The organism is Arthrobacter sp. SD1074B (assembly GCF_056780195.1).
On sequence record NZ_JBRAZT010000001.1, the window covers coordinates 632,414 to 655,142 of the forward strand.

Here is a 22,729-nt window from a genome sequence, read left to right on the forward strand (position 1 = left end):
GACACTCCCGCACTTGTGGCGGCTTTTAGCAGCACGCTCCCTCACCTCGAGTGCGGGAGCGTTTGCGTTTAAGCCGCGGGAGGTGCGGGAGCGTTCGCGTTTAAGCCGCGGGAGGTGCGGGAGCGTCGCCTAGAACTTGTGGCGGTTGGCGAGGACCGGGAGCTTGGTGCGGGCGTCGTCGACGACGGCGGGGTCCAAGTCGGCGAAGAGCAGGCCCGGGGCGCCGTCGAGCTCCTGGAGGACTTCGCCGAAGGGGGAAACGAAGGCGGAGTGCCCGACGCCGGTGGGCGCGGAGCCCTTTGTCCCAAGACCAACGCTGGCGGGATCGCCCTGGCCGCAGGCCAGCACGAACGTGGTGGAGTCTGCGGCGCGGGCCCGGGACAGCAGCTTCCACTGCTCGACCTTGCCCGGCCCGGCACCCCAGGACGCACAAACGATGTTGACTGCGGCGCCGCGCTCCGCGTTTTCCGTGAACAGGTCCGGGAAGCGGACGTCGTAGCAGGTGGCCAGGCCGAAGGTGACGCCGCCGACGTCGAACGTAACGGGTTCGGTGCCGGCGTCCACGGTGTCCGACTCGGCGAAGCCGAAGGCGTCGTAGAGGTGGATCTTGTCGTAGCTGGTGTCCACTCCGGGGCCGGTGACGAGGAGCGTGTTGCGGACCTTGCGGTCGTTGCGGTCGCCCGCGGCGGACCTGCCGGGGGTGAACATGCCGGCGACGATCACGATGCCCAGGTCGGCCGCGATGGCTCGGACCTGCGCGGCCCAGGGGCCGTCAAGGGGCTCGGCGATGTCCAGCAGCGAGTTACCGAAGGCGCGCATGGTCGCTTCGGGGAAGACCACCAGTTCCGCCCCGCCGGCCTTGGCCTGGCCGGCGTACTCGCGCACGAGGTCCAGATTCCGGTCCGGCTCGCGGCCGGTGATGATTTGAGCCAGTGCAACCCGCACAATTACCTCCAGTTCAGCAAGTACTCCAAGTATGCAGGGCGCATCGACGTCGGCCGACGCCGCGGAGCGGGAACCGGGCCCATTTGTTATCCCCGGCTAAGCTTTAAGCGATGGTCAAGTCCTATGTAGATCCAGCTACCACCGTAGACGCCTCGCGGCCGTTTCCGCTCGGTGTTAGCGTCCCGCGCACGGGTTCCCCGGCAACGGACGATCCTCGTGGTGCCTTCGCAAATGTGGCCGTCTACGCCCCGGGCGTGACCACCTTGGACATCGCCTTCCAGGCGCCCGGCGGCAGCTGGCAGCTCAAGACCCTGCCCAACGTCACAGACGGCGTCCACCACGGCATTGTCGAGGGACTGCCGGTCGGCTCGCGCTACGGCCTGCGCGCCTCGCCGGAAGCCGAAACGCTTCCGCTCTCCGTGCCGGCGCCGGACTTCGACGCCGACGGCGGCCAGCCGCTCCTGCTGGACCCGTACGGCCGCGGCGTGGACGAACGCGATGGCTTCATCACCAACGTGCGGATGGCCGGCGACTTCGACTGGGGCATGGACCACGGGCCGCGTACACCCTGGCGCAACACCATCATCTACGAGGCCCACGTGCGCGGCCAGACGATGCTGCATCCGGACATCCCGGAGCACCTCCAGGGCACCTATGCCGGAATGGCGCACCCGGCCATGGTCGAGCACCTGGTCTCGCTGGGCATCACCGCCGTGCAGCTGCTGCCCATCCACTTCCACATCGACGAGCCGCACCTGCAGAACCTGGGACTGCCCAACTACTGGGGCTACAACACGGCCGCGTTCTTCGCGCCGCACCCCGGCTACGCCACCCAGGCCGCCCAGGACGCCGGTCCCCATGCCGTGCAAGACGAGTTCAAGGGCATGGTCAAACTGCTGCATGCCGCCGGGCTCGAGGTGATCCTCGACGTCGTCTACAACCACACCGCGGAAGGCGGCCCGGACGGCCCCACCCTGAGCTTCCGCGGCCTGGGCGAGCTGCAGTACTACCGCCACGACGGCAACGGAAAGTACGTGGACACCACCGGCTGCGGCAACTCGCTGAACTTCGGTGAGCCCCGGGTGGTTCAACTGGTGCTGGATTCGCTGCGCTACTGGGTGAACGAGTTCCACGTCGACGGGTTCCGCTTCGACCTTGCCGTCACCCTGTGCCGCAACGCCAACAACGAGTTCGATCCCCGGCACCCCCTCCTCGTTGCCATCGCAGCGGATCCGGTGCTGTCCGAAACGAAGCTCATCGCCGAACCTTGGGACGTCGGTTACGGCGGCTGGCAGACAGGCAGGTTCCCCGCGGGCTGGGTGGACTGGAACGACCATTTCCGCGACGCCGTCCGCACGTTCTGGCTGGCCGACCGTGCCGCGATCGACGCCGGCGGACAAGGCGGGTCGGTGGCGCGCCTCGCGGACGCACTGTCCGGGTCGGCGGGACTGTTCGCCGCCTCTGGGCGGAGCCGGCTGGCCTCGGTCAACCTCATCACCGCACACGACGGCTTCACCCTGGCCGACCTGGTCTCCTACGACCGCAAGCACAACGAGGCCAACGGGGAGCAGAACCGCGACGGCCACGGCGACAACCGCAGCTACAACCACGGCTTCGAGGGCCGCACCGAAGACGAGGAAGTCCTCGCGCGGCGCGCCCAGACCAGCCGCAACCTGATGGCCTCGCTGATGATCTCCCAGGGCGTGCCGATGATCACCGCCGGGGACGAGATCGGGCGCAGTCAGCAGGGCAACAACAACGCCTACTGCCAGGACAACCCGCTGACCTGGATCGACTGGACCAGCACCCCGGAGTCGCATGCCATGCTGCGCAGCACCAAACGGGTGATCCGGCTGCGCAAGGAGTTCCTCGCCGGCCAGCCGCACGACTACCCTGCGCGGGACCAGCAGTCCTACTTCCATTGGTTCGACGCCCACGGCGAACGGATGTCCGGGGACCGCTGGCAGGACCCCGGCCACCGGGTGGTCCAGCTGCTGCTGGGCTCCGAGGACGGCCGCGTGGACGGCCTCGTGGTGGTCAACGGCTCCGCGCAGGACGTCAAGGTCACGCTCCCCGCCATTCCCGCTGACGACGGCGGCGGCCACCGGCTTTACGAACTCCGGCTCACGACGTCGGAACTGCATGACCGCCGCCAGGGCGTCCGCATTTCCTCCGGCGAGCGGGACGTGGTCCAGGCCGACAGCATCAACATCTACCGCGTCTAAGCCCGCACACCGGCATGGGGAAACTACGAATGAAGACCCGACAGCTGCCCGCACTGCTCGCCGTGCTGCTGGGCCTGGTGGTGCTGGCGTTCGTGCTGGCGGGCATCCCGCAAACCGGGACTGCGCCGCCGGCTGACGGCCGGGCGGCCCCGTCCCGCAGCGCCGCCGCCTCCCCGGCCATGGCGTCGGGCGTCGCGAATCCTTCCCGATTGCCGGAAATCAAGGCTTCCAGCCTGCCGCCTGAGGCGCGGCAGACGCTGGCGCTGATTGCCCGCGGCGGGCCCTACCCGTATTCCCGGGACAACGTCACGTTCGGGAATTTCGAGCGGATTCTCCCGCGCAAAACCTCCGGGTATTACCGGGAATTCACCGTCCGGACGCCGGGAGAGTCGGACCGGGGAGCGCGCCGGATCGTGGCGGGTGCCGCCGGCGAAAAGTACTACACCGCGGACCACTACGAGTCGTTCAAATTTATCGTCGAAGGCAAGTAGGGAACCATGAAGATTTTCTCCGCTGACACCTGGACGCTTGAGGAACTGCAGGCACAGGTCCACGACGCCGGCCGACGGGCCCTCGTCATCCCCGCCGCGGACTCCAAGAAGGCCGTGCTGCAGACCTTCGGCGAGGCCCTGGACTTCCCCGAGCACTACGGCGTGAACATGGACGCCCTCAACGATTCACTGCACGACTTCGCCGACGCCGTCAGTGACAACGGGCAGCTGCCGGTCACCGTCATCTGGCAGGTCCCGGCCGTCTTCCGCGGCGACCGCGCCTTCGGCATCATCTGCGAAATCCTGCAGGACGCCGAACGCTACGCGGGCAAGGACCTCAACGTCATCACGGTCTGCCTCTGACGGGCCCGCGGCCCGCGCTCCAGCTCAGGCGTTGACGATCAGGCCCAGTTCGGCCTTTGACGCCAGCCCCTCGTGCTTGGGCAGCACCCGGACGGTGTAGCCGAAGGAGCCGGACCGGTCGATCACCAGGGTCCCGCTGAAAAGGTACCGGCCCTTGCCCAGGTCCTCCACGGACTTCAGCTCGGCCACGGTGACGTCGGTCAGCTCGTCGCTGTCCTCTGCCCGGCCGAAGGCTACCTCCACCGACACATCCTCCGGCGACAAGGAGTGGAGCGCCACGTAGGCGTTCACTTGCAGGTCGTCGCCGATCTGCGGATCCTCGGACACCCCCACAGAGTCGACGTGTTCCACCTGGATCTGCGGCCAGGCGGCGCGGATCAGGGAACACCAGGCCGCGAGGGCCTTCGCCTCGGCAAAATTGTTGGCCGAGGCGTGCCGGCCGGCGACCGCGGCCGGCCGGTAGAGGACGTTGACGTAGTCCCGCAGCATCCGGTCCGCGGACACCGCCGGGCCCAGGTGCGCCATGGTGTGTTTGATCATCGAGACCCAGTGCGTGGGAACCTTCTGCGGCCGCGACTGCGAGGGGCCGGCGGCGCCGGCTTCATCGGAGACCGTGAGGCCGTAGAACTTCGGTGCCACCTGGTTTTCGAGGAGTTCGTACAGGGCCGCGGCCTCGATGTCGTCGCGTTCCTCCGAGGACGCGTCGTTGTTGGCCGTCGGGATCGCCCAGCCGTTCTCGCCGTCGTACATTTCGTCCCACCAGCCGTCCAGCACCGAGAGGTTGAGCGAGCCGTTGAGCGCGGCCTTCATCCCCGACGTGCCGCAGGCCTCGAGCGGGCGGAGCGGGTTGTTGAGCCACACGTCGCAGCCCGGGAACAGGGTCCGGGCCATGGCGATGTCGTAGTTGGGCAGGAACGCGATCCGGTGCCGGACCGCGGGGTCGTCGGTGAAACGGACCAGGTCCTGGATCATTTTCTTGCCGGCGTCGTCCGCGGGGTGCGACTTGCCCGCGATCACCAGCTGGATCGGGTGGGTCTTGTGCAGCAGCAGGGCCTTGAGCCGGTCCGGATCGCGCAGCATCAGCGTGAGGCGCTTGTAGGTCGGGACCCGGCGGGCGAAGCCGATGGTCAGGATGTCCGGGTCCAGCACCGAGTCGGTCCAGGACAGTTCGGCGTCCGCGGCGCCGCGCTTCTTCCAGGCGGCCCGGAGCCGGCGTCGGACGTCCTCCACGAGGGAGACGCGCATCTCGCGCCGCAGCGCCCAGAGGGCTTCGTCGCTGACGTTGTAGGCCAGGTCCCAGCGGCCCTCCGTCTCGGCGTCGGAGCCGAACTGCTCGCGCGCCAGCTGGGACACCCGGGGATCCACCCAGGTGGGCACGTGGACGCCGTTGGTGACCGAGGTGATGGGCACCTCGGCATGGTCGAACCCGGGCCAGAGGGCCGAAAACATGCCGCGGGAGACAACGCCATGCAGCTTCGCGACGCCGTTGGCACGCTGGGCCAGCCGCAGCCCCATCACCGCCATGTTGAAGACGAACGGGTTGCCGTCGGTAAAGTCCTCCCGGCCCAGGTCCAGGACCTTGGACGTCGGGACATCCGGGGCCAGGCCCGCGGTGAAGAAGTGCTCGATCTGCGAGGTCTCGAAGCGGTCGATGCCGGCCGGAACCGGGGTGTGCGTGGTGAACACCGTGGAGGCGCGGCCCGCGGTCAGCGCTTCGTCCCAGCTGAGCGGGGTGTCCCCGGACATCAGTTCCTGGATGCGTTCGACCCCCAGGAACCCCGCGTGGCCTTCGTTGGTGTGGAAGACCTCCGGCGCGGGGGCACCGGTCAGCCGCTGGAAGGCCCGCAGGGCCTTGACGCCGCCCATCCCGAGCAGCAGCTCCTGCTGCAGCCGGTGGTCACCGCCGCCGCCGTAGAGACGGTCGGTGACGCCGCGCGCCGCGTCGTCGTTGCCCGCCACGTTGGAGTCCAGCAGCAGCAGCGGGACACGCCCGACGTCGGCCCGCCACACGTGCGCCAGCAGGCGGCGGCCGTGGGGGAGGGGCAGCGAAATCTGGATGGGACGGCCGTTGCCGTCCGGCGAGGCCTCGCGGAGCAGGGTCAGCGGCAGGCCGTCGGGATCCAGGACGGGATAGGTCTCCTGCTGCCAGGCATCGCGGGAGAGGGACTGCTTGAAGTAGCCGGCCTGGTAGAGCAACCCGACCCCGATCAGCGGAACGCCGAGGTCAGAGGCCGCCTTCAAATGGTCGCCGGCCAGGATGCCGAGTCCGCCGGAGTATTGCGGGAGGACCTCGGTGATGCCGAACTCGGGCGAGAAGTACGCGATGCAGCGCGGTGCCTCCTCGCCGAGGCTCTGGTACCAGCGGGGCTGTTCCAGGTACCGGTCCAGGTCATCGGCGGCCTCGTGGACGCGGCGCACCACGTCCTGGTCCGCGGCGAGGCGCTGCAGTTCTTCCCTGCTGACAAGGCCCAGGAAGGTCACCGGATCGTGCGCGCTCTCGGCCCAGACGGCCGGGTTGAGCTGCTCGAAGAGCTCCCGGGTCGGCAGGTGCCAGGACCAGCGCAGGTTGGTGGCGAGCCGCGCCAGGGGCCGGATCGATTCGGGAAGAACAGTTCGGACGGTAAATCTGCGGATAGCCTTCACCTGCGAAACACTAACGGACAACGCAGGGCCCCGGAACAGCTTCGGGTTTCTTTCCGGTAAATGTCGGATTGCCTCCAGGATTCGGCCAAAAAAGTGAGCAGCCTTAGCATTCTGTGCGATTTGTAGATAACGTCGAGGCTGTGACGACTAACTCGCGAACCAGTGCCGTGTCCAAGCAAAAGCCGAAGGCCCTGATCACGGAGGGCCTCAAATTCGGCAGGTTTCCCATCACCGCGGTACAGCCCGCGGTTGAAGACGGAAAATTCCCAGCCAAGGCCGTAGTGGGCGAGAGCATCGTAGTCGGCGCCACCGCCTTCCGCGAAGGCCACGACATGCTCGGCGTCAGCGCGGTCCTCCTGGACCCGCGGGGCAAAGAGCGGCAGCGTGTCCGGCTGGCCCCCCCGCGCGGGGACCGCGGCAAAGGCACCGACCGCTGGGAAGGCCTCCTCACGCCCTCCGGCACCGGCAAGTGGTCATTTGTGATCGAGGCCTGGCACGACCGCTACGGCACCTGGCACCACAACGCCGAAGTCAAGATCGAGGCAGGCATCGACGTCGACCTGATGCTGGCCGAGGGCGCCGCCCTGCTGACCGAGGCCTCCGAGGACGCGACCCGTCCGTCCACCGACCGGCGGACCCTGCGGATCGCCGTCGTCGGCTTGTCCGACGGCTCTAAAACCCCGGAGGAGCGCCTCGCCGCAGGCTTCAGCGCCGACGTCGCGGACGTCATCGCGCGCCAGCCGATCCGGGAACTGGTGACCGTTTCCGAGCCGTATCCGCTGTTGGTGGAGCGCGAGCTCGCCGGCCGCGGTGCCTGGTACGAGTTCTTCCCGCGCTCCGAGGGCGCCGTCCGCAACCACGAGACCGGCGAGTGGACCTCCGGGACGTTCCGCACCGCCGCCAAGCGACTCGACGCGGTGGCCGCGATGGGCTTCGACATCATTTACATGCCGCCGATCCACCCGATCGGCATCCAGCACCGCAAGGGCCCGAACAACACCCTGCTGGCCGGCCCGCACGACCCCGGCTCCCCGTGGGCGATCGGTGCGAAGGAAGGCGGCCACGACGCCATCCACCCTGACCTGGGCACCTTTGAGGACTTCGACGCCTTCGTGGCGCGCGCCGGCGAGCTGGGGCTGGAAGTGGCCCTGGACCTTGCGCTGCAGGCCGCCCCGGACCACCCCTGGGTGCAGAGCCACCCGGAATGGTTCACCACCCGCGTCGACGGCAGTATCGCCTACGCAGAAAACCCGCCGAAGAAGTACCAGGACATCTTCCCGCTCAACTTCGACAACGACCCGGCCGGGCTGTCCAACGAGATCCTGCGGATCGTCCAGCTCTGGGTGAGCCACGGCGTCAAGATCTTCCGCGTGGACAACCCGCACACCAAGCCCGTCTGGTTCTGGGAATGGCTGATCGCCAAGGTCAACAAGAAGAACCCCGAGGTCGTCTTCCTCGCCGAAGCGTTCACCCGGCCGGCGATGATGCACGCGCTGGGCCGGGCCGGGTTCCAGCAGTCCTACACCTACTTCACCTGGCGCAACACCAAGGAGGAGCTGGAGGAGTACTTCCAGGAGGTCAGCCACGAATCGCCGGCCTACTTCCGGCCGAACTTTTTCGTCAACACCCCGGACATCCTCACCGAGTACCTGCAGTACGGCGGCCCGGCGGCGTTCAAGATCCGTGCCACGCTGGCCGCCACCGCCAGCCCCATCTGGGGCGTCTATGCCGGCTACGAGCTGTACGAGCACGTCGCCCGGCCGGGCGCGGAGGAGTACATCGACAACGAGAAGTTCGAGTACAAGGCCCGCGACTGGGACGCCGCAGCGGAATCCGGCCGCACCCTGGCCCCGCACCTGACCCGGCTCAACGAGATCCGGCACACCCACCCGGCCCTGGGCGACCTGCAGAACCTGACGGTGCACCAGAGCACGGACAACGCCACCGTGGTCTACTCCAAGCACAAGACCCTCCCGGACGGCAGCAAGGACACCCTGATCATGGTGGTCAACGTGGATCCGCACGGCATCCGGGAAAGCACGGTAACGCTGGACCTGGCGGCGCTGGAGCTGGACCCGGAGGACCTGACGCACAACGGCCGCTTCATCGTCGATGACCTGCTGACCGGCGAAAGCTGGGAGTGGGGCGAGTACAACTACGTACGCCTTGACGCACACGTCGAACCCGCCCACATCCTGAGCATCCGGAGGCAGCGCCCGTGAGTTTCAGCCCGAGCAACCCCAACCAGCACTTCACCCCGAAGGGGACTTTCGAACTGAACGCTCCCGGACTCCAGCACGATCCCCACTGGTACCGGAAGGCGGTCTTCTACGAGGTCCTGGTGCGTGGTTTCGCCGACGGCAACGGCGACGGGTCCGGTGACTTCCACGGCCTGATCGAGAAGCTGGACTACCTGCAGTGGCTCGGCGTCGACTGCCTCTGGCTGCCGCCCTTCTTCCAGTCCCCGCTGCGGGACGGCGGTTACGACATCTCGGACTACAACTCGGTGCTGGATGAATTCGGCACGATCAGCGACTTCAAGCGGCTCGTCGCGGAGGCCCACGCGCGCGGCGTCCGGGTCATCATCGACCTGCCGCTGAACCACACCTCGGACCAGCACCCCTGGTTCCAGGAGTCGCGCAAGGATCCGGACGGACCCTTCGGCGACTTCTACGTGTGGAGCGACACGGACGAAAAGTACCAGGACGCGCGCATCATCTTCGTGGACACCGAGGAATCCAACTGGACCTTCGACCCGATCCGACGCCAGTTCTTCTGGCACCGTTTCTTCAGCCACCAGCCGGACCTGAACTTCGAGAACCCCAAGGTGATCGACGCCCTCTTCGACGTCGTGCGGTTCTGGCTGGACCAGGGCATCGACGGCTTCCGGGCCGATGCCATTCCCTACCTCTTCGAGGAGGAGGGGACCAACTGCGAGAACCTGCCGGCGACCCACGAATTCCTGCGCCAGCTGCGCCGGATGGTGGACGAAAGCTACCCCGGCCGGGTCATCATCGCCGAAGCCAACCAGCCGCCGGCCGAAGTGGTGGAGTACTTCGGCACCGAAGAGGAACCGGAATGCCACATGGCCTTCCACTTCCCGATCATGCCGCGGCTGTACTACGCGCTGCGGGACCAGAAAGCCGCGCCCATCATCGAGACGATGAAGGACACCCCGGACATTCCCGAGGGCGCCCAGTGGGGCACCTTCCTGCGCAACCATGACGAGCTGACCCTGGAAATGGTCACCGCCGACGAGCGCGCCGCGATGCTTGGCTGGTACGCCCCGGACCCCCGCATGCGCGCCAACATCGGCATCCGCCGCCGGCTGGCCCCGCTGCTGGACAACTCCCGCTCCGAGATCGAACTGATCAACGCGCTGCTGCTCTCCCTGCCGGGAAGCCCGTTCCTGTACTACGGCGACGAGATCGGCATGGGCGACAACATCTGGCTCGAGGACCGCGACGCGGTCCGCACCCCGATGCAATGGAACCCGGACCGCAACGCCGGCTTCTCCAACGCCGACCCGGGCAAGCTCTACCTCCCGGTGATCCAGTCGCTGGTCTACAACTACAGCATGGCCAATGTGGAAGCAGAGGCGGCCCACTCCGGCTCGCTGTTGCGCTGGACCCGTCAGATTCTCAGCGTCCGCAGGAACCACCCCGCCTTTGGGCTCGGGTCGTTCCAGCACGTCGAAGCGGACCACGACGTCGTCCTGTCCTACCTGCGCGACCTGCCCGCGGGCAACGCCGCCGGGGAGGAACCGGAGACCATCCTGTGCGCGTTCAACCTGTCCCAGCACCCGGTGGCCACCACGCTGAGGGTGCCGCAGTACGCTGGCCGCGGGCTCCGCGATGTCTTCGGCGGCCAGCCCTTCCCGGGAATCTCCGACGACGGCACGCTGACCCTCACGCTCGGCAGCCACGACTTCTTCTGGCTGCGGATCCGATCGGCCGCATCCAACCCGGCCTCGCCCCACACCCAGGCGATGCCTATCCTGTCCATCGAAGGCTGAAATGACCCGACCCACCCTCTCCCCCGCACTGGACGCCCTGCTCCGCAGCTGGCTGCCGCGCCAGCGCTGGTTTCCTGTCAAGAGCGCGCACTTCAGCTTCGAACCGGTCGGCCGGGTCCGCCTCGGCGGCGGCCCGGAAGCCGGGTTGCAGGAGAACGGCGCGATGCTTGAAGTCCTGCTCCTGGCGGTGACGTACCCGACGGCGGACGGCAACCGCACCGACGTCGTGCAGGTGCCGCTGAGCTCCCGCACCCTGCCGCTGGCGGGCGCCGGGGCAGCCTTGCTCGGGGAGGTCGCCGCGGACGGCACGGACTCCGCCCACGGCTGGATCTACGACGGCGTCCAAGACCCCGCCTTCATCGCGGCCTGGCTGGAACTCATGCGCGAGCGGGCGGCCACCACCGACGGCACGGCCGCCGGCCACCTCGTGGACTCGGATTACCGGTTGCCCTTCGCCACCGGCAAGGTCCGGATGCTCTCCGGCGAGCAGTCCAACAGTTCCGTCATCGTCGACGACGGCGCCTCCGCGGCGATCCTCAAATTCTTCCGGGTGCTGTCCGCGGGGCAGAACCCCGAGGTCGAGATCGGCGCCGCCCTGACCGCCGGCCGCACCACCGAGGTCCCGGCCACCCTCGGCTGGGTCACCGGCGAATGGTCCGGCCCCGACGGTGCCGCGACCGCCCGCGGCGAGCTCGCCGTCGCGCACGAATTCCTCGCCGGCGGCTTGGACGCCTGGCGCCTGGCCGTGGACGCGGCCAGCACCGGTACCGACTTCACCGCCGAGGCCCGGACGTTGGGCGTTGCGACGGCCACCGTGCACCGCCGCCTCGCCGAGGCGCTCGGCACCGCAGCGGAGTCCGTGCCCGGCGGTGACATCGCGCCGGGCGTCGCCCAGCGGGTCCGGCAGTCGTGGGCAGAGGCCGGAGCCGCCGTCGGGCCCTTCGACGACGAGCTGGAAGAACTCCTCTCGCGGCTGGAAGGCAGCAACGCAGGCCGGCTGCAGCGCATCCACGGCGACCTGCACCTCGGCCAGATCCTGCAGGTCCCCGGCGCCGCCGGACAGCCGGCGCGCTGGGCCATCCTCGACTTCGAGGGCGAGCCGCTGCGGCCGATCTCGGAACGCAACTTCCCGGACGTGCCGCTCCGCGACGTCGTCGGCATGCTGCGGTCCTTTGACTACGCCGCCGGCGCCGCTGTCCGCGAATACGACGACGCCGTTGTGCCCGCGGACTGGGTGGATGACTGCGCCGAGGCCTTCCTGGCCGGGTACGCGGAAGTCACGCCCGGCACCATCGACCGTGACTCGCCCCTGTTTGTGGCGCTGTGGCTCGACAAGGCTCTATACGAAGTTGTTTACGAACTACGGAACAGGCCGGATTGGCTCGCCATCCCGGTGAATGCGTCCCGTCGTCTCCTCGGCAGTACAGGCTCCGGCGTTCCCGCCGAAGCCGCAGCGGAAGGTAACAAAATGACAGGCTCAGCACGTACCGATCGACCCGGCGTCCCGCTTCCCGTGGATGCGGAGACCCTTGCGCGGGTCGCCGCCGGAGAGCACCACGCGCCGCACTCGGTCCTGGGTGCCCACCTCGATGACTACGGCCACGTCACCATCCGGACCGTGAAGCACCTCGCGGAAGCCGTGTCCGTGGTCACCGCTGCAGGCAGCTTCCCGATGTCGCACGAATCGGGCGGCGTCTGGGTAGCCGTCCTGGAGCCCGTGGACGAAGGGCACGTGCCGGACTACCGGCTCGAAGTCACCTACGAGGGCCAGGCGCCGCAGCAGGCCGACGAGCCCTACCGTTACCTGCCGACGGTGGGGGAGATCGACCTGCACCTGATCGGCGAAGGGCGCCACGAGCGCCTCTGGGATGTGCTGGGCGCGCACGTCCAGCACTACAAGTCCGCCCTGGGCGACGTTGACGGCGTGTCCTTCGCGGTGTGGGCCCCGAACGCCCAGGCCGTGCGGGTCAAGGGCGACTTCAACGGCTGGGACGGGCGGGAATTCGCCATGCGATCCCTGGGCTCCTCGGGCGTGTGGGAGCTGTTCATCCCCGCTGTTGTAGCAGGGGCGTGCTACAAGTTCGAGATCAAGACCAAGTACGGCCACTGGATCGAGAAGGCCGATCCGCTCGCCTTCGGCACCGAAGTTCCGCCGCTGACGGCTTCCCGCGTGGTGGAGCCTTCCTACGCGTTCAAGGACGAGGAGTGGATGAAGGCCCGCGCGGCCCGCGACCCGCACAACTCCCCGATGAGCGTCTACGAAGTCCACCTGGGTTCCTGGCGGGTCGGGCTGGACTACCGCGAGCTCGCCAAGGAACTCGTGGAGTACGTGAAGTGGCTCGGCTTCACGCACGTGGAGTTCATGCCCGTCGCCGAACACCCCTTCGGCGGGTCCTGGGGCTACCAGGTCACGTCCTACTTCGCGCCCACCTCGCGCTTTGGGCACCCGGACGAGTTCCGGCACCTTGTGGACGAACTGCACCAGGCGGGCATCGGCGTGCTGCTGGACTGGGTCCCGGCGCACTTCCCCAAGGACGCGTGGGCGCTGGCGAAGTTCGACGGCGATCCGCTGTACGAGCACTCCGATCCGAACCTGGGCGAACACCCGGACTGGGGCACCCTGATCTTCGACTTCGGCCGGAGCGAGGTCCGCAACTTCCTGGTTGCCAATGCTCTCTACTGGCTGGAGGAGTTCCATATTGACGGTCTCCGCGTCGACGCCGTGGCCTCGATGCTCTACCTGGACTACTCCCGCGAGGAAGGCCAGTGGCAGCCGAACCGCTTTGGCGGCCGCGAAAACCTCGAAGCGATCTCCTTCCTGCAGGAAGTCAACGCAACGGTCTACAAGACGCACCCCGGTGCGGTCATGATCGCCGAGGAATCCACGGCGTTTCCCGGCGTCACCGCCCCCACCAGTCAGGGCGGCCTGGGCTTCGGGATCAAATGGAACATGGGCTGGATGCACGACTCGCTCAAGTACATGGCCGAGGACCCGTTCAACCGGAAATGGCACCACGGCACCATCACGTTCTCGATGGTTTACGCCTACACGGAGAACTTCCTGCTGCCAATCAGCCACGACGAGGTTGTGCACGGCAAGGGCTCGATGCTGCGCAAGATGCCCGGCGACCGCTGGCAGCAGCTCGCGAACCTGCGGGCGTTCCTGGGGTACCAGTGGGCCCACCCGGGCAAGCAGCTGATCTTCATGGGCACCGAGTTTGGCCAGGAAGCGGAGTGGTCCGAGCAGCATGGCCTGGACTGGTGGCTCGCCGAGATCCCCGCGCACCGGGGTGTGCAGCTCCTGACCAAGGACCTGAATGAGCTGTACAGCTCCACGCCGGCCCTGTACGAACGGGACAACGACCCCGACGGCTTCCAGTGGATCAACGGCGGCGACGCGGACCGGAACGTGCTGACGTTCATCCGCAGGGACGCCGCCGGCGACGCGCTGGTGTGTGCCTTGAACTTCTCGGGCGCTCCGCACCGTGACTTCGCCCTGGGCGTCCCGGCTGCAGGGCAGTGGCAGGAACTCCTGAACACGGACGCTGCCGCCTACGGGGGCTCCGGCGTCCTGAACGAAGGAACCCTGACGGCAGCCGATGAAGGTGTTGACGGCCAGCCCGCAACGCTCACCGTGACGCTGCCTCCGCTGGGGGTCGCGTACTTCAAGGCCGTCAGCTAAGTAGGTGCAGCCAGCCGGCTGACGCTGTCATGAAGGCGCGTGTCTGGAAGACAGCTCTCTGGAAGGGCCCGGAATCCTTGTGGTTCCGGGCTTTTTCATGCCCGCTTCCGGCCCGGCAGGGCTGGGGCGCAGGTACGCAGCCCGGCGCCGCAGGAGGCCATCCAGGGGGCGGCTTTGTCACCCGGGCCGAGTGGTGGTACAGTTTATTTCCGCGCTGCTCCCCGGAGTTGATCCGCTAAGAAGACCAAGAAGCCTATGGCAAGACTGAGTCGGACACGCTGATTTGACTAGGGTGAAGCACGCGGGTAAGTTTGAAAAGTTGCTCCGGAGCGATCCTGGACCGTTGGGTTTGGGTGGTGCCGGGTGTGTCTGTTGTTTGAGAACTCAATAGTGTGCCAAGTTTGTTGATACCAATTTTGTATTGAATTGGTTGATTGTGCCGGATCTGCCACCCCGTGGTTGGGTTCGGTGTTTTTAGCTGGTTTCAAATTTTGTGCAGCCTGGTTACGCGTTTTCCCGTGGTGCCTGGTTGTGTCTGTTTTTCTTCAACGGAGAGTTTGATCCTGGCTCAGGATGAACGCTGGCGGCGTGCTTAACACATGCAAGTCGAACGATGATCCCAGCTTGCTGGGGGATTAGTGGCGAACGGGTGAGTAACACGTGAGTAACCTGCCCTTAACTCTGGGATAAGCCTGGGAAACTGGGTCTAATACCGGATATGACTCCTCATCGCATGGTGGGGGGTGGAAAGCTTTATTGTGGTTTTGGATGGACTCGCGGCCTATCAGCTTGTTGGTGAGGTAATGGCTCACCAAGGCGACGACGGGTAGCCGGCCTGAGAGGGTGACCGGCCACACTGGGACTGAGACACGGCCCAGACTCCTACGGGAGGCAGCAGTGGGGAATATTGCACAATGGGCGCAAGCCTGATGCAGCGACGCCGCGTGAGGGATGACGGCCTTCGGGTTGTAAACCTCTTTCAGTAGGGAAGAAGCGAAAGTGACGGTACCTGCAGAAGAAGCGCCGGCTAACTACGTGCCAGCAGCCGCGGTAATACGTAGGGCGCAAGCGTTATCCGGAATTATTGGGCGTAAAGAGCTCGTAGGCGGTTTGTCGCGTCTGCCGTGAAAGTCCGGGGCTCAACTCCGGATCTGCGGTGGGTACGGGCAGACTAGAGTGATGTAGGGGAGACTGGAATTCCTGGTGTAGCGGTGAAATGCGCAGATATCAGGAGGAACACCGATGGCGAAGGCAGGTCTCTGGGCATTAACTGACGCTGAGGAGCGAAAGCATGGGGAGCGAACAGGATTAGATACCCTGGTAGTCCATGCCGTAAACGTTGGGCACTAGGTGTGGGGGACATTCCACGTTTTCCGCGCCGTAGCTAACGCATTAAGTGCCCCGCCTGGGGAGTACGGCCGCAAGGCTAAAACTCAAAGGAATTGACGGGGGCCCGCACAAGCGGCGGAGCATGCGGATTAATTCGATGCAACGCGAAGAACCTTACCAAGGCTTGACATGGACCGGACCGGGCTGGAAACAGTCCTTCCCCTTTGGGGCCGGTTCACAGGTGGTGCATGGTTGTCGTCAGCTCGTGTCGTGAGATGTTGGGTTAAGTCCCGCAACGAGCGCAACCCTCGTTCCATGTTGCCAGCGCGTAATGGCGGGGACTCATGGGAGACTGCCGGGGTCAACTCGGAGGAAGGTGGGGACGACGTCAAATCATCATGCCCCTTATGTCTTGGGCTTCACGCATGCTACAATGGCCGGTACAAAGGGTTGCGATACTGTGAGGTGGAGCTAATCCCAAAAAGCCGGTCTCAGTTCGGATTGGGGTCTGCAACTCGACCCCATGAAGTCGGAGTCGCTAGTAATCGCAGATCAGCAACGCTGCGGTGAATACGTTCCCGGGCCTTGTACACACCGCCCGTCAAGTCACGAAAGTTGGTAACACCCGAAGCCGGTGGCCTAACCCCTTGTGGGAGGGAGCTGTCGAAGGTGGGACTGGCGATTGGGACTAAGTCGTAACAAGGTAGCCGTACCGGAAGGTGCGGCTGGATCACCTCCTTTCTAAGGAGCACCTACAGCAACCCTGCCCCGTGTATGCGGGTGTGGTGGTGTTGTCAGGAGTATGCCCGTTGCGCAGGCGTTTGTTCTGCGGCGGGTGCTCACGGGTGGAATATCAGCAAATAGCGGCCGCATGGTTTTGTTCTTGCCCAGTACGGATGCTCTTGAGTGTCCTGGAACGGCGGGGGCGGGGCGGAGGCGGTTTAGTGTTTGGCACACTGTTGGGTCCTGAGGCAACAGGACCGGGGATTGAAAAGTTCCCGGGACTTGTGTTTCTGGTTTCCCGGCTGCAGCGAACATGCACTGGTGGGTCCTTTCGGGGGTCCGGGTGTGTGGGGTGTGTGGTATGGGGTTGTTGTTTGAGAACTACATAGTGGACGCGAGCATCTTTTATAAGAAGCAATTTCCAAGAAATATGAACCTGGATCTGTGCTGTTGCTGCGGTGGTGCCCTGTTTGGGTGTTGTTGTGGTGATGGTGTGGTTTCCGTGGTTTTCTCGAAAATTACTCCTTGATCTTTTGTGGTCAAGTTTTTAAGAGCACACGGTGGATGCCTTGGCATTAGGAGCCGAAGAAGGACGTAGGAATCTGCGATAAGCCTGGGGGAGTCGATAACCGGACTGTGATCCCAGGGTGTCCGAATGGGGAAACCCCGCCAGACGCGCGAGTGATCTGGTGACCCGCATCTGAACACATAGGGTGCGTGGAGGGAACGCGGGGAAGTGAAACATCTCAGTACCCGCAGGAAGAGAAAACAATAGTGATTCCGTTAGTAGTGGCGAGCGAACGCGGATCAGGCTAAACCGTTCCATGTGTGATAGCCGGCGGGCGTTGCATGGTCGGGGTTGTGGGACTTTCCGTTCTGTCTCTGCCGGGACAGTGGGGTGAGAGCATGTGCATAGGTGAACGGTCTTGAAAGGCCGGCCAGAGAGGGTGTGAGCCCCGTAACCGAAATGTAGTGTGCCGCCTGGGAAGTATCCCAAGTAGCACGGGGCCCGAGAAATCCCGTGCGAATCTGTCAGGACCACCTGATAAGCCTAAATACTCCCTAATGACCGATAGCGGACCAGTACCGTGAGGGAAAGGTGAAAAGTACCCCGGGAGGGGAGTGAAACAGTACCTGAAACCGTGTGCTTACAATCCGTCGGAGCAACCGCAGCTTGCTGTGTAGTTGTGACGGCGTGCCTTTTGAAGAATGAGCCTGCGAGTTAGTGTTACGTCGCGAGGTTAACCCGTGTGGGGAAGCCGTAGCGAAAGCGAGTCTGAACAGGGCGTTGCAGTGGCGTGATCTAGACCCGAAGCGAAGTGATCTACCCATGGCCAGGTTGAAGCGACGGTAAGACGTCGTGGAGGACCGAACCCACTTCAGTTGAAAATGGAGGGGATGAGCTGTGGGTAGGGGTGAAAGGCCAATCAAACTTCGTGATAGCTGGTTCTCCCCGAAATGCATTTAGGTGCAGCGTTGCGTGTTTCTTACCGGAGGTAGAGCTACTGGATGGCTAATGGGCCCTACAAGGTTACTGACGTCAGCCAAACTCCGAATGCCGGTAAGTGAGAGCGCAGCAGTGAGACTGTGGGGGATAAGCTTCATAGTCGAGAGGGAAACAGCCCAGACCACCAACTAAGGCCCCTAAGCGTGTGCTAAGTGGGAAAGGATGTGGAGTTGCGAAGACAACCAGGAGGTTGGCTTAGAAGCAGCCATCCTTAAAAGAGTGCGTAATAGCTCACTGGTCAAGTGATTCCGCGCCGACAATGTAGCGGGGCTCAAGTACACCGCCGAAGTTGTGGCATTCAGATATTAGCTAAGCCCTTGTGGTTCAGGCGTCTGGATGGGTAGGGGAGCGTCGTGTGGGCAGTGAAGTCGCGGTGTAAACCAGCGGTGGAGCCTACACGAGTGAGAATGCAGGCATGAGTAGCGAAAGACGGGTGAGAAACCCGTCCGCCGAATGATCAAGGGTTCCAGGGTCAAGCTAATCTGCCCTGGGTAAGTCGGGACCTAAGGCGAGGCCGACAGGCGTAGTCGATGGACAACGGGTTGATATTCCCGTACCGGCGAAAAACCGCCCATGCTGAACAGGGGATACTAACCGCCCGAGACCTGCCCGATCACCCTTGTGGTGTGAGGGTTTTGGTGGAGCGCGGGACCTGATCCTGGGAGGCAAGCGTATTAACAGGTGTGACGCAGGAAGGTAGCCGAGCCGGGCGATGGTTGTCCCGGTCTAAGGATGTAGGGCGAACGGTAGGCAAATCCGCCGTTCATGATGCCTGAGACCCGACGGGACCCCCGTATGGGGGGATTCGGTGATCCTATGCTGCCTAGAAAAGCATCGACGCGAGGTTTTAGCCGCCCGTACCCCAAACCGACACAGGTGATCAGGTAGAGAATACTAAGGCGATCGAGAGAATTATGGTTAAGGAACTCGGCAAAATGCCCCCGTAACTTCGGGAGAAGGGGGGCCCCCATCGTGATGGACACTAGCTGTCCGGAGCGTGCAGGGGCCGCAGAGACCAGGGGGAAGCGACTGTTTACTAAAAACACAGGTCCGTGCGAAGTCGCAAGACGATGTATACGGACTGACTCCTGCCCGGTGCTGGAAGGTTAAGAGGACCGGTTAGCCGCAAGGCGAAGCTGAGAATTTAAGCCCCAGTAAACGGCGGTGGTAACTATAACCATCCTAAGGTAGCGAAATTCCTTGTCGGGTAAGTTCCGACCTGCACGAATGGAGTAACGACTTCCCCGCTGTCTCAACCATAAACTCGGCGAAATTGCAGTACGAGTAAAGATGCTCGTTACGCGCAGCAGGACGGAAAGACCCCGAGACCTTTACTATAGTTTGGTATTGGTGTTCGGAGTGGCTTGTGTAGGATAGGTGGGAGACGTTGAAGCCCGGACGCCAGTTCGGGTGGAGTCATCGTTGAAATACCACTCTGGTCACTTTGGACATCTAACTTCGGCCCGTAATCCGGGTCAGGGACAGTGCCTGATGGGTAGTTTAACTGGGGCGGTTGCCTCCTAAAAAGTAACGGAGGCGCCCAAAGGTTCCCTCAGCCTGGTTGGCAATCAGGTGTCGAGTGTAAGTGCACAAGGGAGCTTGACTGTGAGAGAGACATCTCGAGCAGGGACGAAAGTCGGGACTAGTGATCCGGCGGTACATTGTGGAATGGCCGTCGCTCAACGGATAAAAGGTACCTCGGGGATAACAGGCTGATCTTGCCCAAGAGTCCATATCGACGGCATGGTTTGGCACCTCGATGTCGGCTCGTCGCATCCTGGGGCTGGAGTAGGTCCCAAGGGTTGGGCTGTTCGCCCATTAAAGCGGTACGCGAGCTGGGTTTAGAACGTCGTGAGACAGTTCGGTCCCTATCCGCTGCGCGCGCAGGAAATTTGAGAAGGGCTGTCCTTAGTACGAGAGGACCGGGACGGACGAACCTCTGGTGTGTCAGTTGTACTGCCAAGTGCACCGCTGATTAGCTACGTTCGGATGGGATAACCGCTGAAAGCATCTAAGCGGGAAGCTCGCTTCGAGATGAGATTTCCATACACCTTGTGTGTGAGAGGCCCCCAGCCAGACCACTGGGTTGATAGGCCGGATGTGGAAGCGAGGACTAACGACTCGTGAAGCTGACCGGTACTAATAGGCCGATAACTTACACCACACACTTCCCCGCGTGAACGGATTCAAAAGACGTTCACACCACCGGAGAAGTACAAAGAAACAAGACTGCTTGCGTCCACTATGTGGTTCCCAACCAACAAACCCGCCACGGGCACGTTGCACGGAAACCCACAACTGAATAACAACACCACAACTGCACCACCAAGTGCAGCGAACATGTTGTAACCACCAGATTTCCCACCCCGGAAACGCCCCTTACACGGGCCGGACCAGGGCGCGGACACAGGGTTACGGCGGTCATAGCGTGGGGGAAACGCCCGGTCCCATTCCGAACCCGGAAGCTAAGACCCACAGCGCCGATGGTACTGCACCCGGGAGGGTGTGGGAGAGTAGGTCACCGCCGGACAACCATTAGGTCGAGAGCCTCCAACCACCAGGTTGGAGGCTCTCCCCCTTTAACCCCCAAACCACACTGCCGTTGGGATGAAACACCGGACCCTCCCGCACAACCGGCGCGTATCCGACGGACCCTCCCGCACAACCGGCGCGTATCCGACGGACCCTCCCGCACAACCGGCGCGTATCCGACGGACCCTCCCGCACAACCGGCGCGTATCCGACGGACCCTCCCGCACAAGAGGCTGCTAAAACGAGAACCCCCCCCGCAGCACCGGTACCCATCATCGCGACGCTCCCGCAGAAACGGCATCCGATCAAGGAGCGCTGCCGGAGACCAAGACTCCTGCACGGGCCCTGCAGACGATGGCTGCCGCCGCCGGCACGCAGCAATTGCCGGAGCGTCGCGCTAAAGCCGGTCAAAAGTGCGGGAGCGTCGGTCAGGGGCGTGCCACGTCTGCGGGAGCGTCGGTCAGGGGCGTGCCACGTCTTCGGGAGCGTCGGTCAGGGGCGTGCCACGTCTGCGGGAGCGTCGGGGGAGAGGGTGCACGCAGTAGAGTTGATGCCCATGGATAACCTCTTCAGCCACGCCGCGGCAACCCCGGATCCCGAGCCGGCCGGCGGCCTGGAGCCGGTCGTGTGTACCGTCGTCGTCCCCGGCGCCGTCGCGAGGGCCTTCGTAGGGTTCACCGAACACACGCACCTCTGGTGGCCGCTCGAGGGCCACAGCGTCTTCGGTCCCGGCTCCTACGTCGAGTTCGAGGAAAACCTCATTCTGGAAACCGCTGACGACGGCAGGACCGCCGTCTGGGGTTCCATCGATGACTGGCAGCCACCACTGTCCTTCCACGCAAGTTGGCACCCCGGCACGCAGGCCCTGTGGTCCACCGAACTGCGGGTCGCCTTCCGGGCCGTGGACGGCGGCACTGAACTCCGGCTGGTACACAGCGGCTGGGAGGGGGCCCAGGACCCGGCAGCGGCGCGAGCGAGCTACGAGGCGGACTGGCCCGGCGTACTGCAGCGGTTCGTCCGCTTCATGGGCGGCCCGGAAGCCTGAGTCCCCGCAGATCGCGCTCCTGCCCAGTACTTGGGATGCGTAGCCACCCGTGCCCGCATCCTTCTGCCGGTTTCCGGGCAGCGGGGCGCCGCCCGGGCCCAGCAGGCAGCGAACAACTGGGCCGGAACGTAGCGGTCGGGAATGAAGCGACGCTTGGACAGCGTCGGTGTACACCGCCGCCCAAGGGCCTGGCAGGATTAGCGCTGTGACGCGGCGTCGGCCGGAGGAACTGCCGTGCTTGAGCGGATCACGAACCGGGTCGGGTACTCCGTGTCGGCCGCCGCAGTGTCGGCGCCGCCGTCGAGCCCGGCGAGCAAGCGCCGCACGGCCATGGCGCCCTGGCCCCGCGGGTCCTGGTCGATGGTGGTGAGGCCGAACAGCTCGCCGAGTTCGTGGCCGTCGATGCCGATGACGGACAGGTCCTCTGGCACCCTGAGCCCGAAGTCGCGGGCAGCGAGGATCGTCCCGATCGCCATCTCATCCGAGGCCGCGAAGACAGCGGTCGGGCGCTCCGGGGAACTGCCCAGCAGCTGCCGTGAACTGGCATAGGCGCCCTGGATGGTGAAGTCCGCGGAGACCAGCCATTCCGGGTGGATGGCGAGGCCGGCGTCGCGCATGGCCTTGGTGAACCCGCCTTGGCGTGTACCCGGGAGCCGGAAGTCCTTCTCATACGCGGCGTCGCCGGTCATATGGGCAATCCTGCTGTGGCCGAGCTGGATCAGGTGCCGGGCGGCCGCCTCCGCGATGCCCGAGTCGTTGATCCGGATTGTCGAGGCCCCCGGCAGGGGCCCGCCAATGCCCACGATGGGGCGGTGGATGGCGAGCAGTTGCTGGATCTCCGCCTCGCTGAGCTCCAACGAGACCGCAATGACCGCGTCCACCCGCTTGCGCAGCAGGAAGTCATTGAGCACGCTGTGCCGGCGTTCCTCCCCTTCGCTGACGTTGTACAGCGTGAGGTCGTAGCCGGCGTCGAGCAGGGTCGCGGAGACGCCCTCCACCACCGAGGAGAAGAACCAGCGGTGCACGGACGGAACCACGACTCCGACGTTGTGGTTCCGTCCGGACGCCAGGCTGGAGGCGTGGTAGGACAGCACGAAGCCGAGTTCCGCGGCGGCCGCCTGGGCCCGTTCGCGGCTCTGGGCCGAGACATTGCCCTTGCCGCTCAAGGCGCGCGAAACGGTGGCGATGGAGAGGCCGGCCCGTTCCGCGACGTCCTTGATGCCGGGCAT

The 22,729-nt window shown here is 64.8% G+C and carries 10 protein-coding genes and 3 rRNA genes; 10 read left to right on the forward strand and 3 right to left on the reverse strand.

Features of this window, described 5'->3' with window-relative positions; genetic code table 11:
- Positions 1–129: 129 nt before the first annotated feature.
- Positions 130–945 carry a carbon-nitrogen hydrolase family protein gene (locus ACUYM2_RS03180; protein ID WP_481598758.1) on the reverse strand — a complete coding sequence of 272 codons (816 nt, stop codon included), beginning with the start codon at positions 943–945 and terminating at the stop codon, positions 130–132.
- Between the two features lie 110 nt (positions 946–1,055).
- Here ACUYM2_RS03180 and glgX point away from each other — a divergent pair, with 110 nt between their 5' ends.
- The 3 genes from glgX to ACUYM2_RS03195 are packed head-to-tail and all read left to right on the forward strand — an operon-like array spanning position 1,056 to position 4,024.
- Positions 1,056–3,170 (forward strand): glycogen debranching protein GlgX, encoded by a 2,115-nt coding sequence (gene glgX, locus ACUYM2_RS03185; RefSeq protein WP_481598759.1) that lies wholly within the window; start codon positions 1,056–1,058, stop codon positions 3,168–3,170.
- Positions 3,171–3,199: 29 nt separating this feature from the next.
- Complete coding sequence (locus ACUYM2_RS03190; protein WP_481598760.1) at positions 3,200–3,661, forward strand: guanyl-specific ribonuclease; 462 nt, start codon at positions 3,200–3,202, stop codon at positions 3,659–3,661.
- A 6-nt stretch (positions 3,662–3,667) separates the two neighbouring features.
- The gene (locus tag ACUYM2_RS03195; RefSeq protein WP_481598761.1) at positions 3,668–4,024 is read left to right on the forward strand and encodes a barstar family protein; all 357 of its coding nucleotides are present in this window, start codon (positions 3,668–3,670) and stop codon (positions 4,022–4,024) included.
- Between the two features lie 24 nt (positions 4,025–4,048).
- Here ACUYM2_RS03195 and glgP read toward each other — a convergent pair whose 3' ends face one another.
- Positions 4,049–6,667 carry an alpha-glucan family phosphorylase gene (glgP, locus tag ACUYM2_RS03200; protein ID WP_481598762.1) on the reverse strand — a complete coding sequence of 873 codons (2,619 nt, stop codon included), beginning with the start codon at positions 6,665–6,667 and terminating at the stop codon, positions 4,049–4,051.
- A 140-nt stretch (positions 6,668–6,807) separates the two neighbouring features.
- On the opposite strand from glgP, the gene ACUYM2_RS03205 reads away from it, so the two are divergent.
- The 7 genes from ACUYM2_RS03205 (at position 6,808) to ACUYM2_RS03235 (ending at position 21,500) form a co-directional block, all read left to right on the forward strand.
- Complete coding sequence (locus ACUYM2_RS03205; RefSeq protein WP_481598763.1) at positions 6,808–8,889, forward strand: alpha-1,4-glucan--maltose-1-phosphate maltosyltransferase; 2,082 nt, start codon at positions 6,808–6,810, stop codon at positions 8,887–8,889.
- Positions 8,886–10,682, forward strand: a complete 1,797-nt coding sequence (treS, locus tag ACUYM2_RS03210; RefSeq protein ID WP_481598764.1) for a maltose alpha-D-glucosyltransferase — start codon at positions 8,886–8,888, stop codon at positions 10,680–10,682. Before ACUYM2_RS03205 ends, treS begins: the two co-directional genes overlap by 4 nt.
- Before the next feature lies 1 nt (position 10,683).
- Positions 10,684–14,364, forward strand: a complete 3,681-nt coding sequence (locus tag ACUYM2_RS03215; protein ID WP_481598765.1) for a 1,4-alpha-glucan branching enzyme — start codon at positions 10,684–10,686, stop codon at positions 14,362–14,364.
- A 545-nt stretch (positions 14,365–14,909) separates the two neighbouring features.
- Positions 14,910–16,434 (forward strand): 16S ribosomal RNA (locus ACUYM2_RS03220).
- 519 nt (positions 16,435–16,953) lie between these two features.
- Positions 16,954–20,087: ribosomal RNA gene (locus ACUYM2_RS03225) — 23S ribosomal RNA — on the forward strand.
- 249 nt (positions 20,088–20,336) lie between these two features.
- Positions 20,337–20,453 (forward strand): 5S ribosomal RNA (rrf, locus tag ACUYM2_RS03230).
- The 16S, 23S and 5S rRNA genes sit together here, the layout of an rRNA operon.
- 558 nt (positions 20,454–21,011) lie before the next feature.
- Complete coding sequence (locus ACUYM2_RS03235; RefSeq protein ID WP_481598766.1) at positions 21,012–21,500, forward strand: SRPBCC domain-containing protein; 489 nt, start codon at positions 21,012–21,014, stop codon at positions 21,498–21,500.
- Positions 21,501–21,697: 197 nt separating this feature from the next.
- Here ACUYM2_RS03235 and ACUYM2_RS03240 read toward each other — a convergent pair whose 3' ends face one another.
- On the reverse strand, positions 21,698–22,729 hold the full coding sequence (locus ACUYM2_RS03240) for a LacI family DNA-binding transcriptional regulator (protein WP_481598767.1): 1,032 nt from the start codon (positions 22,727–22,729) through the stop codon (positions 21,698–21,700).

What these genes read in the sequence shown, in the direction of transcription:
- glgX (WP_481598759.1), top strand. Translation starts at nt 1,056, where the DNA reads ATGGTCAAGTCCTATGTAGATCCAGCTACCACCGTAGACGCCTCGCGG.
- ACUYM2_RS03190 (WP_481598760.1), top strand. Translation starts at nt 3,200, where the DNA reads ATGAAGACCCGACAGCTGCCCGCACTGCTCGCCGTGCTGCTGGGCCTG.
- ACUYM2_RS03195 (WP_481598761.1), top strand. Translation starts at nt 3,668, where the DNA reads ATGAAGATTTTCTCCGCTGACACCTGGACGCTTGAGGAACTGCAGGCA.
- ACUYM2_RS03215 (WP_481598765.1), top strand. Translation starts at nt 10,684, where the DNA reads ATGACCCGACCCACCCTCTCCCCCGCACTGGACGCCCTGCTCCGCAGC.
- ACUYM2_RS03235 (WP_481598766.1), top strand. Translation starts at nt 21,012, where the DNA reads ATGGATAACCTCTTCAGCCACGCCGCGGCAACCCCGGATCCCGAGCCG.
- ACUYM2_RS03240 (WP_481598767.1), bottom strand. Translation starts at nt 22,729, where the DNA reads ATGCCCGGCATCAAGGACGTCGCGGAACGGGCCGGCCTCTCCATCGCC.